11 protein-coding genes and 1 tRNA gene are annotated in these 13,987 nt (G+C 66.4%); 9 read left to right on the top strand and 3 right to left on the bottom strand.

Translation table 11 applies throughout. From position 1 onward, the window contains the following. The first annotated feature begins 44 nt into the window (after positions 1 to 44). The 8 genes from NHH88_25635 to NHH88_25600 all read left to right on the top strand — a co-directional run bounded on the left by NHH88_25635 (position 45) and on the right by NHH88_25600 (position 8,716). Complete coding sequence (locus NHH88_25635) at positions 45 to 761, top strand: response regulator (protein USX13014.1); 717 nt, start codon at positions 45 to 47, stop codon at positions 759 to 761. 101 nt (positions 762 to 862) lie between these two features. Continuing rightward, the gene (locus tag NHH88_25630; protein ID USX13013.1) at positions 863 to 2,521 is read left to right on the top strand and encodes an AMP-binding protein; all 1,659 of its coding nucleotides are present in this window, start codon (positions 863 to 865) and stop codon (positions 2,519 to 2,521) included. After that, the gene (locus NHH88_25625) at positions 2,518 to 4,893 is read left to right on the top strand and encodes a bifunctional salicylyl-CoA 5-hydroxylase/oxidoreductase (GenBank protein ID USX13012.1); all 2,376 of its coding nucleotides are present in this window, start codon (positions 2,518 to 2,520) and stop codon (positions 4,891 to 4,893) included. Before NHH88_25630 ends, NHH88_25625 begins: the two co-directional genes overlap by 4 nt. Continuing rightward, on the top strand, positions 4,890 to 5,702 hold the full coding sequence (locus tag NHH88_25620) for an SDR family oxidoreductase (protein ID USX13011.1): 813 nt from the start codon (positions 4,890 to 4,892) through the stop codon (positions 5,700 to 5,702). The genes NHH88_25625 and NHH88_25620 overlap by 4 nt, the downstream gene beginning before the upstream one ends. A gap of 14 nt (positions 5,703 to 5,716) precedes the next feature. After that, positions 5,717 to 6,277, top strand: coding sequence for a MarR family transcriptional regulator (locus tag NHH88_25615; GenBank protein USX13010.1), 561 nt, complete (start codon positions 5,717 to 5,719; stop codon positions 6,275 to 6,277). A 9-nt stretch (positions 6,278 to 6,286) separates the two neighbouring features. After that, positions 6,287 to 7,141, top strand: coding sequence for an enoyl-CoA hydratase family protein (locus tag NHH88_25610; GenBank protein ID USX13009.1), 855 nt, complete (start codon positions 6,287 to 6,289; stop codon positions 7,139 to 7,141). Positions 7,142 to 7,145: 4 nt separating this feature from the next. Further along, a complete protein-coding gene (locus NHH88_25605) occupies positions 7,146 to 8,327 on the top strand; it encodes an acyl-CoA dehydrogenase family protein (protein ID USX13008.1) in 1,182 nt (393 codons plus the stop codon). After that, positions 8,327 to 8,716, top strand: coding sequence for a RidA family protein (locus NHH88_25600; GenBank protein USX13007.1), 390 nt, complete (start codon positions 8,327 to 8,329; stop codon positions 8,714 to 8,716). Before NHH88_25605 ends, NHH88_25600 begins: the two co-directional genes overlap by 1 nt. A gap of 16 nt (positions 8,717 to 8,732) precedes the next feature. On the opposite strand, the gene NHH88_25595 is transcribed toward NHH88_25600, so the two are convergent. Beyond that, the gene (locus NHH88_25595; protein ID USX13006.1) at positions 8,733 to 10,727 is read right to left on the bottom strand and encodes an acyltransferase; all 1,995 of its coding nucleotides are present in this window, start codon (positions 10,725 to 10,727) and stop codon (positions 8,733 to 8,735) included. Between the two features lie 252 nt (positions 10,728 to 10,979). Here NHH88_25595 and NHH88_25590 point away from each other — a divergent pair, with 252 nt between their 5' ends. Further along, positions 10,980 to 12,086, top strand: a complete 1,107-nt coding sequence (locus NHH88_25590; GenBank protein USX13005.1) for an acyltransferase — start codon at positions 10,980 to 10,982, stop codon at positions 12,084 to 12,086. On the opposite strand, the gene NHH88_25585 is transcribed toward NHH88_25590, so the two are convergent. Beyond that, on the bottom strand, positions 12,083 to 13,516 hold the full coding sequence (locus NHH88_25585) for an Atrophin-1 multi-domain protein (protein ID USX13004.1): 1,434 nt from the start codon (positions 13,514 to 13,516) through the stop codon (positions 12,083 to 12,085). The two genes, NHH88_25590 and NHH88_25585, sit on opposite strands and share 4 nt — an antisense overlap. 332 nt (positions 13,517 to 13,848) lie before the next feature. Continuing rightward, positions 13,849 to 13,923, bottom strand: a tRNA-Arg gene (locus NHH88_25580). Positions 13,924 to 13,987 lie beyond the last annotated feature (64 nt).

Here is a 13,987-nt window from a genome sequence, read left to right as displayed (position 1 = left end):
TCATGCCCTGTTTATAATGTAGGATCAAATGCGCAGGGAGTTACATGAAAGTTCTGGTAGTTGACGACGATGTCGTCTCGCGCATGGTGTTGATGCATTTGATCGACAGCTGCGGCAAGTTCGACATCGTCGAAGCGGAGGATGGCGCCGACGCCTGGCGGCAGTTGCAGGGCGGCTTGCGGCCTGCTATCTGTTTTTGCGACCTGCGCATGCCGAATATGTCGGGCATGGAGTTGCTGCAGCACGTCAAAGGCCACGCCGAGCTGGCCGGCATGCCGTTTGTGCTGGTGACGTCGGCCTCCGACAAGGACACCTTGCAGGAAGCCACCCTGGCCGGCGCCGCCGGCTACATCGTCAAGCCGTTCCAGGCGGAGCAGGTGCGCGTTCACCTGGCCGGCTTCCTCGACCAGGCGGCCTGCGGTTCTGGACACGCGGCCGAGGACCCGGCGGCGACGCTCCGCCGGCTCGGCATCAACGCCGAACGCCTGCTGGTCTATCTGAACGGCTTCCACAACCAGCTCAGCGCCGCCGGCGGCGATCTCGATGCGTTGCTGGCCAGGGGCGGGCAGCAGGAGGCGCAAGCGCGCATCGACCGGCTGCACGCCGGCTGCGTGACCCTGGGCCTTGACGGCGCCGCCGCAGCGCTGAAGGGCTTTGCGCCCGGCCGCTTGTCCAACGAGGCGATTCAGGCGGTGCTGACGGATGTGATCCGCACGGTCGATCAGCAGGCCGAATTGGTCCGCAAGAGCACCTCCGCCTGACCCGCGTATTGATTTCGCTTTGGGTTTGTTGCGCATATTGGGCTTGATGTCGAGATAGTTTAGGTTTAAAGTATCTCTGACATTGCCACTTCAGGGCGACCATGAACCAACCTACCGACAGTTCCGCCGGCGCCGGGCCAGCCGGCGCGTCAGCCAGCGCGCACACGGATCATTTCGCGCGCGATCATTTGCCGCCGCCGGACCTGTGGCCCGAGCTGCGCTTCGACCTGCCCGAGTTGCAATACCCGCCGCGCCTCAATTGCGTGCGGGAGCTGCTGGACGGCGCCGCCGATGCGGATGACCGGACCGCGATCCTCTGCGAGCACGGAACCTGGACCTACGCCGGCTTGCGCGAGCGGGTCGACCGCATCGCCCACGTGCTGCGCGGACCGATGGGACTCGAGGCCGGCAACCGCGTGCTGCTGCGCGGCGCCAACAATCCCATGATGGCCGCCTGCATACTGGCGGTGATGAAGTGCGGCTGCATCGCCGTGCCGACCATGCCCCTGCTGCGCGCACGGGAGCTGGCCGCCATCGCCGGCAAGTCCGAGATCGACGCGGTGCTGTGCGCCGAAGCGCTGCGCGCCGAGCTGGAGGCGGTCGATCCGCCATTGCCGCAATCGGTGCGCGACAAAACCTTGTGGTTCGGCGGCGAGGACGGTTCGCTGGAAGCGTTGATGGCCGCGCAGCCGGCCAGCTTCGAGGCGGTCGACACGGCGGCCGACGATGTGTGCCTGATCAGCTTCACGTCCGGCACCACCGGCATCCCCAAGGGCACGATGCATTTTCACCGCGACGTCATGGCGATCTGCGACTGCTTCCCGCGTTCGGTGCTGCGCTCGCGGCGCGAAGATGTGTTCATCGGCACGCCGCCGCTGGCCTTCACGTTCGGCCTTGGCGGCCTGCTGCTGTTCCCGCTGCGGGTGGGCGCGGCGGCGGTGCTGCTGGAGAAGCTGACGCCGGAAACGCTGCTCAAGGCGATAGCAAAATACCGCGCGACCGTGTGCTTCACGGCGCCGACATTCTACCGGCAGATGGCGCAGATGGCCGGCGCCCACGATCTGGCCAGCCTGCGCGCGACCGTGTCGGCCGGCGAGGCGCTGCCGACGGCCACGCGGGACGCCTGGCGCCGCGCCACCGGGCTGGAAATGATAGACGGCATAGGCGCGACCGAACTGCTGCACATCTTCATCTCGGCGGCGGGGGAACAGGTACGCGCCGGCGCCACCGGCAAGCCGGTGCCCGGCTACCAGGCCTGCATCCTCGATCAGGAGGGCAATCCCGTCGGCCCTGGCGTGATCGGGCGGCTGGCGGTGAAAGGCCCGACCGGCTGCCGCTACCTGGCCGACCCGCGCCAGCGCGACTATGTGCTGAACGGCTGGAACCTGACCGGCGACGCCTACGAGATGGACGCCGACGGCTATTTCTACTACCGCTCGCGCACCGACGACATGATCATCTCGGCCGGCTATAACATCGCCGGCCCGGAAGTGGAGGACGCCTTGCTGCGCCATCCCGCCGTCGCCGAATGCGGCGTGATCGGCAGGGCCGACGAGGAGCGCGGGCAGATCGTCGAAGCGCACGTGGTGCTCAAGCCGGACGCCGCGCCGTCGCCGGAACTGGCGGCGCAGCTGCAGGAATTCGTCAAGCAGCAGATCGCCCCTTACAAATATCCACGTTCGATCCGTTTCCTCAAGGCGCTGCCGCGCACCGAGACGGGCAAGCTGCAGCGCTTTAAACTGCGTACGGAAAACCCATGAATATCCTTTGCATAGGCGGCGGCCCCGCCGGCCTGTATTTCAGCCTGCTGATGAAGAAGCACAATCCCTCCCACCAGATCACCGTGGTGGAGCGCAACCGGCCCTACGACACCTTCGGCTGGGGCGTGGTGTTTTCCGACCAGACCTTGGGCAACCTGATGAACGCCGACGAGCCGACCGCGCGCGAGATCCTGCGGTCGTTCAACCACTGGGACGATATCGACGTCTTCTTCAAAGGGAGCAAGGTGACGTCGGGCGGCCACGGTTTTTGCGGCATCGGCCGCAAGCACCTGCTGAACATTTTGCAGAAGCGCTGCGAGGAGCTGGGCGTGTCGCTGGTGTTCGAAACCGAGGTGCGCGACGACCAGGAACTGGCCGCGCGCCATGGCGCCGATCTGGTGATCGCCTCCGATGGCCTGAACAGCCGCATACGCACGCGCTACGCGGACAGCTATCAGCCGCAGATCGAGGCGCGCCAGTGCCGCTTTGTCTGGCTGGGCACGCGCAAGAAGTTCGACGCCTTCACCTTCGCCTTCAAGCAGACGGCGCACGGCTGGTTCCAGGCGCACATCTACCAGTACGACGGCGAGACGTCGACCTTCATCATCGAGACGCCGGAGTCGGTGTGGCGCGCGGCGGGGCTGGAGGACATGAGCCAGGCCAGGGCGATCGCCTATTGCGAGCAGCTGTTCGCCGAGCAGCTGGACGGCCATGAACTGATGTCGAATTCGCCCCACCTGCAAGGGGCGAACATGTGGATCAAGTTCCCGCGCATCGTCTGCGACCGGTGGGTGCACTGGAACGAGGCCGCCGGCAAAAGGGTGCCGGTGGTGTTGATGGGCGACGCCGCCCACTCGGCGCATTACTCGATCGGTTCCGGCACCAAGCTGGCGCTGGAGGACGCGATCGAGCTGGCGCGCTGCTTTGGTCGTGAGGACGATGCGGAGGCTGCGCTGGCGGCCTACCAGGAGGCGCGCGCGGTCGAGGTGACCAAGCTGCAAAGCGCGGCGCGCAACTCGATGGAATGGTTCGAGAACGTCGAGCGCTACTCGGCGATGGAGGCGCCGCAATTCGCCTACTCGATGCTGACGCGCAGCCAGCGGCTGTCGCACGAAAACCTGCGCCTGCGCGACGCGGCATATGTGTCCGGTTACGAGGATTGGTTCGCGGCCCGCGCCTTCGAACAGGCGGGTTTGCCGGCGCCGGCCGGCCCCGCCGCGATCCACGTGCCGCCGATGTTCACACCGTTCAAGGTGCGCAACCTGGTGCTGAAGAACCGCATCGTGGTGTCGCCGATGGCGCAGTACAGCGCGGTCGACGGCGTCGTCGGCGACTATCACCTGGCGCACCTCGGCGCGCGGGCGATGGGCGGGGCGGCGATGGTGTTCGCCGAGATGACCTGCGTATCGGCCGACGCCCGCATCACGCCGGCCTGTCCGGGGCTGTACGCTCCGGAGCATACCCAAGCCTGGCGGCGCATCGTCGATTTCGTCCATCGAAACAGCGACGCGCACATCGCCGTGCAGCTGGGCCACGCCGGCGCCAAGGGCTCGACCCGCGCCATGTGGGACGGCATCGACCGGCCGCTGGAGACCGGCAACTGGCCGCTGGTCTCGGCCTCGCCGCAGCAGTACCTGGCCGGCGTCTCGCAGACCGCGCGGGCGATGACCCTGGCCGACATGGACCGCATCGAAGGCGATTTCGTGCGCGCCACGCGGGCGGCGGACGAAGCGGGCTTCGACTGGGTGGAGCTGCACTGCGCGCACGGCTATCTGCTGTCGTCGTTCATCTCGCCGCTGACCAACGAGCGTGGCGACGAGTATGGGGGCAGCCTGGAAAACCGCTGCCGTTATCCGTTACGGGTATTCGCGGCCATGCGCGCCGCGTGGCCGCGCCACAAGCCGATGAGCGTGCGTATTTCGGCCCACGACTGGGTCGACGGCGGCATCACGCCGGACGACGCGGTGCGCATCGCGCGCTTGTTCAAGGCGGCCGGCGCCGATATGATCGATTGTTCGTCGGGGCAGGTGAGCAAGCTGGAAAAACCGGTGTACGGGCGCATGTTCCAGACGCCGTTCGCGGACCGGATACGCAACGAGGCCGGCATCGGCGCGATCGCCGTGGGTTCGATTTTCGAGGCGGATCACGCCAACGGCATCATCGCGGCCGGACGCGCCGATTTGTGCGCGGTGGGACGGCCGCACCTGGCCAACCCGGCGTGGACGCTGTGCGAGGCGGCGAAGCTGGGTTATACGGCGGTCGGTTGGCCCAAACAGTATGTGCCGGCCAAGCAGCAGATGGAGCGCAATATGGAGCGCGAGCGCCAATTGGCCTCGGCGAACAAGGTTGAACCACGCGGGACGGATGAATGAACGACGGATTGACATCACAGGCCGCGCTGCCTTTGGCGGGCAAACACGCGCTGGTCACCGGCGGCTCGCGCGGCATCGGCGCCGCTTGTGCGCAGGCCTTGCTGTCGCGCGGCGCGCGCGTGACGCTGGCCGGCCGCGACGCCGGGGCGCTGGCCGCCGCGCAGGCTTCGATGCGCGCCGTGTCGCCGCCGGGCGCCGACATCGCCACGCAGGTGCTCGACGTCGCCGACGAGGACTCGGTGCGCGCCGGTTTCGCCGCCGCCGCCGAACGTTTCGGCCGCATCGATATCCTGGTCAACAACGCCGGCCAGGCGGCCGCCGCGCCGTTCGGCAAAACCGACGCGGCGCTGTGGCAACGCATGCTGGACGTGAACCTGACCGGCACCTTCCACTGCACCCAGGCGGCGCTGCCCGCGATGCTGGAGGCGAAGTGGGGCCGCATCGTCAACGTGGCGTCGACCGCCGGCCTGACCGGCTACCGCTATACCGTTGCCTATACGGCCGCCAAACACGGCGTGGTCGGCCTGACCCGCGCGCTGGCGCTGGAGGTGGCGACCAAGGGCGTGACCGTCAACGCCGTCTGCCCCGGCTATACTGAGACCGATATCGTGCGCGACGCCGTCGCCAACATCGTCGCCAAGACCGGGCGGAGCGAAGACGAGGCCCGCGCCGAACTGGCCGCCGGCAATCCGCAAAAGCGGCTGGTGCAAAGCGAGGAGGTGGCCAACGCGGTGGCCTGGCTATGCCTGGCCGAATCGGCCGCCATGAATGGACAGTCCATCGCCGTCGCCGGCGGTGAAGTCATGTGACGTACAAGGACGCTATGCCCCTATCAGACAACCATCGAGAAAAACCGGACGACGACCAGACGGCGCACGGGGAGCCGGTGCTGGACCTGGCCAGCCGCCTGACGCAGGACCACCACCAGTCGCTCAAACTGTGGCTGCGGATGCTGTCGTGCACCGTCAAGATCGAAAACGAAATCCGTACCCGGCTGCGCGCGACCTTCGGCATCACCCTGCCGCGCTTCGACTTGATGGCGCAGCTGGAGCGCTATCCGGACGGCCTGCGCATGGGCGAGCTGTCGAAGCGGATGATGGTCACCGGCGGTAACATCACCGGCATCACCGACCAGCTGGAGCAGGAAAAACTGGTGGTGCGCGTGCCCGATCCCAAGGACGGCCGCGCCTACAGCGTCAAGCTGACGGCGGCCGGGCGCCGCGCCTTCACCGAGATGGCCGTGGTGCACGAGGGCTGGATCGCCGAACTGCTGCAGGACATGTCCGGCGCCGACAAGGGCCAGCTGATCGACCTGCTGTCGCAGATGAAGCAGCATCTGTATTCTGCCGATCGTTCCGCCGACCGCAACGCCGACGAAAAATAGGAACCAACCATGCGATATCTTCAAGGCCAAGCCCACCAACTGCCGGGCAACCGCGCCACGTTGGCCGGCTACCAAGCCAACCATTTTCTTTTCGAGGCCGGCGGCGGCGTGGCCACCTTGACCTTGAACCGCCCGGACCGCAAAAACCCGCTGACCTTCGACTCCTACGCCGAACTGCGCGACCTGTTCCGCGCGCTGGCGCGTGCCGACGATATCAAGGCCGTGGTGATCACCGGCGCCGGCGACAACTTCTGCTCCGGCGGCGACGTGCACGACATCATCGGCCCGCTGACCAAACTTGATATGCCAGGCCTGCTGGCCTTCACCCGCACGACCGGCGACCTGGTGAAGGCCATGCTGGCGTGCCCGCAGCCCATCGTGGCGGCGATCGACGGCATCTGCGCCGGCGCCGGCGCGATGTTGGCGCTGGCGTCGGACATCCGCATCGGCACGGAACGCAGCAAGACCGCCTTCCTGTTCACCCGCGTGGGCCTGGCCGGCTGCGACATGGGCGCCTGCGCGCTGCTGCCGCGCGTGATTGGCCAGGGCCGCGCCGCCGAACTGCTGTACACCGGGCGTTCGATGTCCGGCGCGGAGGCGGAGCGCTGGGGATTTTTCAACAGCCTGCGGGCGCCGGAGGGGTTGGCGGACGCCGCCCGCGCCTTCGCGCAAGGGCTGGCCGACGGCCCGACCTTCGCGCACGGCATGACCAAGACCATGCTGCAGCAGGAGTGGAACATGGGCGTCGACCAGGCCATCGAGGCGGAGGCGCAGGCGCAGGCCATCTGCATGGCGACCAACGACTTCCACCGCGCCTACCACGCCTTCGTGGCGAAGCAAAGACCCGAATTCGAAGGCGATTAAAAGCATGAGCGACAAAACATACCTGGAGTGGCCGTTTTTCGAAGAGCGCCACGCGGCGCTGGAGCGGCGGCTGGACGAGTGGGCCGCGCGCCACGTCGCCCGGCATCATGATGCGGACGTCGATGGCGCCTGCCGCCTGCTGGTGCGCCAGCTGGGCGAGGGCGGCTGGCTGCGGCACGCGGTCGCCGGCACGGCGCACGGCGGCGAGGCCGACGTCATCGACACCCGCGCCATCTGCCTGATCCGCGAGACCCTGGCGCGCCACAACGGCCTGGCCGATTTCGCCTTCGCCATGCAGGGGCTGGGCGCAGGCGCCATCAGCCTGCACGGCGACGCCGCGCAGCGCGCGGCCTACCTGCCGCGCGTCGCGCGCGGCGAGGCCATCGCCGCCTTCGCGCTGTCCGAGCCGCAGGCTGGCTCCGACGTCGCCGCCATGCAGTGCGCGGCGTCACTGGACGATGACGGTGGCCACTATGTGCTCGACGGCGAAAAAACCTGGATCTCCAACGGCGGCATCGCCGACTTCTACGTGGTGTTCGCCCGCACCGGCGAGCAGCCCGGCGCGCGCGGCATCAGCGCCTTCATCGTCGACGCCGGCACGCCGGGGTTCGACATCGCCGAGCGCATCCAGGTGATCGCGCCGCATCCGCTGGCGCGTCTGGTGTTCAACGGTTGCCGCATTCCGGCCGCCAACCGCATCGGCGAGGCGGGGCAGGGCTTCAAGGTGGCGATGGCCACGCTCGACGTGTTCCGCACCTCGGTCGCCGCCGCCGCGCTGGGCTTCGCAAGGCGCGCGCTGGACGAGGCGCTGGACCACGCCACGCGGCGGCCGATGTTCGGCCAGATGCTGTCGGACTTCCAGCTGACGCAGGCCAAGCTGGCGCAGATGGCGACCGGCGTCGACGCCGCCGCCTTGCTGACCTACCGCGCCGCGTGGCAGCGCGACCAGGGAAGAAAGGTCACCAAAGAGGCGGCGATGGCCAAGATGACCGCGACCGAGACGGCGCAGCAGGTGATCGACGCCGCGCTGCAGATGTTCGGCGGCCTGGGCGTGGTCAGCGAGCAGCCGGTCGAGCGGCTGTACCGGGAGATCCGGGCGCTGCGCATCTACGAGGGCGCCACCGAGGTGCAACAATTGATCATCGCGCGCGAGCTGCTGCGCGAGCAGGCCGACAAGGACGCATGATGGAGATACTTCAACCGCCGCAGTGGGCCAAGCCGCGCGGCTATTCGAACGGCGTGGCCGCCAGCGGGCGCACGGTGTGCGTCAGCGGCATGATCGGGTGGGACGGGCAGGGCGTGTTCCATACCGACGATTTCGCCGGGCAGGTGCGCCAGGCGCTGGAAAACATCGTCGCGGTGCTGGCCGAAGCGGACGCGCGGCCCGAGCACATCGTGCGCATGACGTGGTACGTGATCGACCGCAAGGAGTACGTGGCCGCCTACAAGGAGGTGGGGGCGGCGTACCGCGCCGTCATCGGCGCGCATTACCCGGCGATGACGGCGGTACAGGTGGCGGGGTTGGTCGAGGAGCGCGCCCGGGTCGAGATCGAGGTCACGGCCATCGTGCCCTGACGGCGCGCGCCCCGCGTCAGGGCGCTCCGGCCGCGCCGGCGATGGCGGTTGTAATTGGCGGCGCGCCGGCATAGGCCGCGAACTGCTGGCCGTTGGCCGCGATCCACGCCGGGTTCAGGTGGCCCATGTCCATGAAGACCGGCATCTGGTGCTGCTTGTCGAAGATCATGCAGTCGACACCCTCGCAGAGCTGGCGGCGCAGCGACACCAGCCGGAAATTGGACTGCGCGCCCAGCTCGGCGAACAGGCGGTCGTAGTCGGCGTTGTTGGTGAGGAAATCGTGCGAGCGCGCGCGCTCGGCGATCGCCTCGCTCCAGTACTTGGTGCGCGAAATTCGCTTGGGGACGTTGAAGCCGAAGTGCGGCGTGGCGTCGACCACCACCACGGTGATGTGACGGTCGAGCAGGCCCTGCAGGGTGGCGCGCATGCGCTGCACCGGCAGGGCCGGATTGCCCGAGTCCCGGGGCGTCACGCAGCGGCCGTTCTCGTCGCTGCAGATGCCGGTGGCGGCGGGCGAGAAGAAGGTCCAGTTCTGCGACAGGATGACGGTCTGGTAGGCGCCGGAGGCGGCCAGGCGGTAGGCTTCGTCGGTGAATTCGCGGCAATGGTTGTCCTTGCCCAGGCGTTCGAAGCCGGGAATCATCGGACAGCCGGACTTGACGTAGAAGGTCGTGTCGCGCTTGCTGTGCTGCTTGAACCACGGATAGAGGTGGCCGGCGTGGGAGTCGCCGATCACCAGGATCTTGCCGCCGGCCCGGTTCTCGTTCATATGGCAGAAGCGGCTTTTGTCGGCGCCGCTGTTTTCGCAGCCGGGCTCGTAGGTGACGGCCTCGCTGGTGGCGGCGATCGCCGCGAACAGGGCCGGTTCGCTGGTGCGCATGGCCAGGCCGCCGGTGAACAGTACGGCAGCCGACAGGGCGCACAGCGCGCCGCCGGCCGCGCCAAGCGTGAGCGCGCCGCGCGCCGGGACGCTGGCGCGCAGCCGGCGCGCCGGTTCGATGTAGCGGAACGACAGGTAGCCCAGCGCGATCGACAGCGGGATGCCGATCAGCTTGGCCATCTTGGGGGTGTCGTTCAGCATGCCGGTGATGGTCATGGCGATCACCACCGGCCAGTGCCACAGGTAGATGGAATACGACCATGCGCCCAGCCGTTGCATCAACGGGTTGTTGAGCAGCAGGTTGCCTTCGTAGCGGGCCGCCAGCAGCATGCAGGCGCCGACCACCGGCATGATGGCGTAGTAGCCGGGCCAGCGCATTTCCAGGTGCAGCATGTGCACCACCACGGCGGCGAGACCGATGACAGCCAGGCCGGCATAGCTGAGCGCGGCGCCTTGCAGCGGGCGCAGCCAGCGCGCGTCGCGGGCCAGGAACACCAGGCCGCCGGCGATCATCTGCCAGGAGCGGGTGGCGACCGAGAAGAATGCGTCCTGGCTGTCGACCGTCACGCACAGCGCCAGCGAGCCGGCGAACGCGGCCCACAGGAAGGCCTGGAACGCGACGGCCGAGCGCCCGGCGCCGGCCAGCTTGCTCAACTTCAGGCCCAGCCAGATGATCGCCGGGTACAGCATATAAAACTGCCATTCCACCGACAATGACCAGGTGTGCAACAGCCAGCGGTCGTCGAGGCCGTCCGAGAAGTAACCTTGCTGGCCCGCGTAGTAGGTGTTGGAGATGAACGGAATGGCGCGCAGGCATTGGCGGGCGAGGCTGGCCAGGTCCGGCGGCGGCAGCAGCAGGGCGCCGGCCAGCAGCAACGCCAGCACCATGACGAACAGCGCGGGGAAGATCCGCAGCGCCCGCTTGAGCAGGAAGTGTCCGTATTGGAAATTACCATCCAGCATGCCACCATGGATGATTTTGGTCATCAGGTAGCCGGAGATGACGAAGAAGATATCGACGCCGATGAAGCCGCCGCTGAGGATGCGCAGGTTGAAATGGTAGAGAACCACCATGACGACACTGAGCGCCCGCAGCCCGCCGATATCGGTCTGGATGCTGGATTTGCTCATGGTTTTGGACCCGAAAATAGTTTATTATTTTTTAATGCCTGTTATTTTATTGGCATTTATCGGGCGATGATACCGCATATTTTGATGGCGTGGTTCGGCAGCTAGGCGATGTAAGTAGAAAAATATTTTGGATGCAACAGATATTGTTGTGTGGAACGGAATTTGATCAGAAATGTATGCCGTGTAGAATATTGATTTCCGGCGCCTGGCCGCCGTGGCCGGCAGGGCAGTGAGATTCCGTTGAAAGGCTTTATGCAGCCGTCCGATAAATTTCATCTGGCATCGCTCGACGGCATACGCGCCGCCGCCGCCATCCTGGTCTTTTTCGGGCATGCCGGCTGGGGTGACGTGGTGCCCGGCGGCCTGGGCGTGACGGCGTTTTTCTTCCTCAGCGGCTATCTGATCACGACCTTGCTGCGGCGGGAATATGCCGCCACCGGCGGCATCGACTTCAAGTTGTTCTACCTGCGCCGGGCCTACCGGATTTTGCCGCCGATGTATCTGGTGCTGCTGCTGATCCTGGGCCTGGGCTTGCTGGGCGTGGTGCCCCACACGGCCACCTGGCCCGGTGTGCTGGCGCAAAGTTTGCAGGTCACCAACTACTATATGATCGCCTCGGGGTTGCCGGGACTCGTCTACGGCACCGGCATCTTCTGGTCGCTGGCGGTCGAGGAGCACTTTTATCTGTTGTTTCCGCTGTTGCTGATGGTCTGCCTGCGCCGCTGGCGTTACGCGCACGTGGCCAGGATACTGTTGGCGCTGGCGTTGGCCGTGCTGCTGTGGCGCTGCGTGCTGGTGTACGGCTTGCACGCACCGGTCGAGCGCACCTACCTGGCCAGCGACACGCGGATCGACAGCATCCTGTTCGGTTGCGTGATGGGGGTGTGCTGCAACCCCGCGCTCGACAACGCCGGCGCGCGCCTGGGCGCCGGCGTCAAGGTGGCGGCGCTGGGCGCGGCGGTGTCGTTATTGATATTTTGCCTGCTGGCGCGCGACGCCGGCTTCCGCGAAACGCTGCGCTACACGCTGCAAGGGTTGGCCTTCCTGCCGATTTTCTGGCTGGCGGTGCGCCATCCGGCGTGGCCGGTGTTCGCGCCGCTGAACTGGCGGCCGGTGGTAGTGATGGGCAAGCTGTCCTACACCTTTTATCTGAGCCACTTTTTCTTTCTCAAAGTCGGCGCCTCGTTGTTCCAGCAACAAGTGGTGGTCGCGCTGGCCGCGTTCGGCTGCAGCTTGCTCTTCGCGTATCTGGTGCATGTCTTCGTCGAGCGGCCGTGCGCGCGCTGGCGCTCGGATTTGCCCACCGCCGCGGCGGCGGGCGGGCGGCGCGCTCAGGTCCGCGCCGCCGATACACCTTAGTTGTTGGTGAGCACGCCGCGCACCTTGGACGCGGTGTAGACACCGCTGTCGGCCAGCAAGACCACCGAGATCTTGCCCAGCGACGAATTCGGCCAGGCGAAGGTCGCCGACGATCCGTCGCCCAGGTAGCTGCTGTCGAAGTACAGCGCATTGCCCACACGTACTTGCAAGCGGATCGTGGCGCCGCCGCTGGCCACCGACGTGAAGCGCATCATCTCGCCGGTCTTGAGCTTGGCCCAGCTGACGTGGCTGGCCCCGGTGCTGTAGTTGATCTGGCTCAGCTTCTTCTCGGTGTAGGGGAAGGTCAACGCCTGTTGCCAGGTATCGAAGCTGCCCGGTCCGACGCCGCCGCCCTGCACCTGCCAGTCGCCGCGCATCGATAACACGCCCGGTTTTTCAACGTTCGCGAGCGGCTTGCCGGCGCCGTTCACCCAGGTTTCGGACCACACCACCGGGCGCAACGCCGAACGCATGCGCTCCAGGTCGGCCACCACCCGGGTGTCCCAGCCGTTGGGCATGAGCGTGAACTTGGCGCCGTTCTCCACATAGATGCTGTAGGCCGTGTCGTAGGTGCGGTCGACCACGAAGGCGCCGTAGATCTTGAGGGTGTTGGCGATCTTGCGCAGCGCCGGGTTGGTGATCGTGGTGTGGTCGAACCAGGCCGGCAGCATGATGCGTGTCCCCAGCGGGATCGCCCCGGTGTTGGAATAGGCCGTGGTGTCGGCCGTCGTGGCCGGATACACGTAGGTCGGCTGACCGATGCCGTTCGCCAGCGACTGGCTCGGCAGCGCCATGGCCAGCACGTGCCGGTAGAGTTCGGCGCCATCGTCGATCTCGTGCTTGCGGATCAAGCCGCCCGACGCCGGCACGCCCGACGCCCGCGCCCCCTGGCTCCAGTGGACGGCGTCGCCCCAGCCCCTGCCGTCCAGGCGCGACCACGAGTACATGGTGGCGGTCCATTTTCCGCCCACATACTTGAGCTGGAAGAACGAGTGGACGATGCCGGTTTGCGTGTCGACGATGTCGGCGTGGCCGTCGCTGCCGCTGGCGGCCGTCACCCCGGCCGGCCAATGCGGCAGCACGATGTTGCGGGTTTTGGCCGAGTCCGGATCGGGCACGTTGTGCACGGTCACGGGCTTGTCGTTGGCCGTGGCCTTGAAGACCGTCAGCGAGTAGTCGCCGCCGCCGACGGCCGGAATCCAGCCGGGATTGAAGACGGGCTTGCGCAGCTCGAACGTGCCGAGCTTGGGTTTGAGCGGACGGGTGTTCCAAGGTGAATCCACCGAGAACATCCGATTGTAATTGCCCCATCCGGTGGGGGAATCATAGGTGTTTTGGGCCTGGGCCGTGAACGGGAACGACGACATCGCTGCGCCGATGATGCAGGTTGACGCGAGCAGGGCGCGCAGTCGGGTAGGGCTAAATCTCATGTACAGTCCTCGAATTTATATGAAGGCTGTAACTGACCGTGAGCAATTTGTGCTTTTATGAAACTTATTATAGGGCATCAAATCGGGTTTGTGAATTTCTTTTACGCAAAATTTACAGTGCCGGGCGGCTATGCGGGGTGCGCCGGGGGAATTTTCATAGGTAAAAAATGTCGCAGCGCCGCATGGGCGTTGTCGATTCCATATCGAAAAAATTGTTGCGTAAGAACATCTGGTTGGCGCAAGGACGGCGGTTCGGGCGAGGGCGCCGGGCAGGGGAAAGGGTGCGGGAAGGGGCGCGGGACGAGGGCATGGGACGAGGGTAGGGGAGCCGGTGGTCCCCCCGACTGGAATCGAACCAGTATCCCACGCTTAGGAGGCATGTGCACTATCCATTGTGCTACGGGGAGGACGCTACGGGCGAGCGCATTATAGCCCAAGCGGCGCGGCGGCGGGGCGGGCTTTGGCGTCGGC

It is taken from the genome of Oxalobacteraceae bacterium OTU3CAMAD1, from assembly GCA_024123915.1.
GTDB lineage: Bacteria > Pseudomonadota > Gammaproteobacteria > Burkholderiales > Burkholderiaceae_D > Rugamonas.
This window is presented reverse-complemented; position numbering and strand designations above follow the sequence as displayed.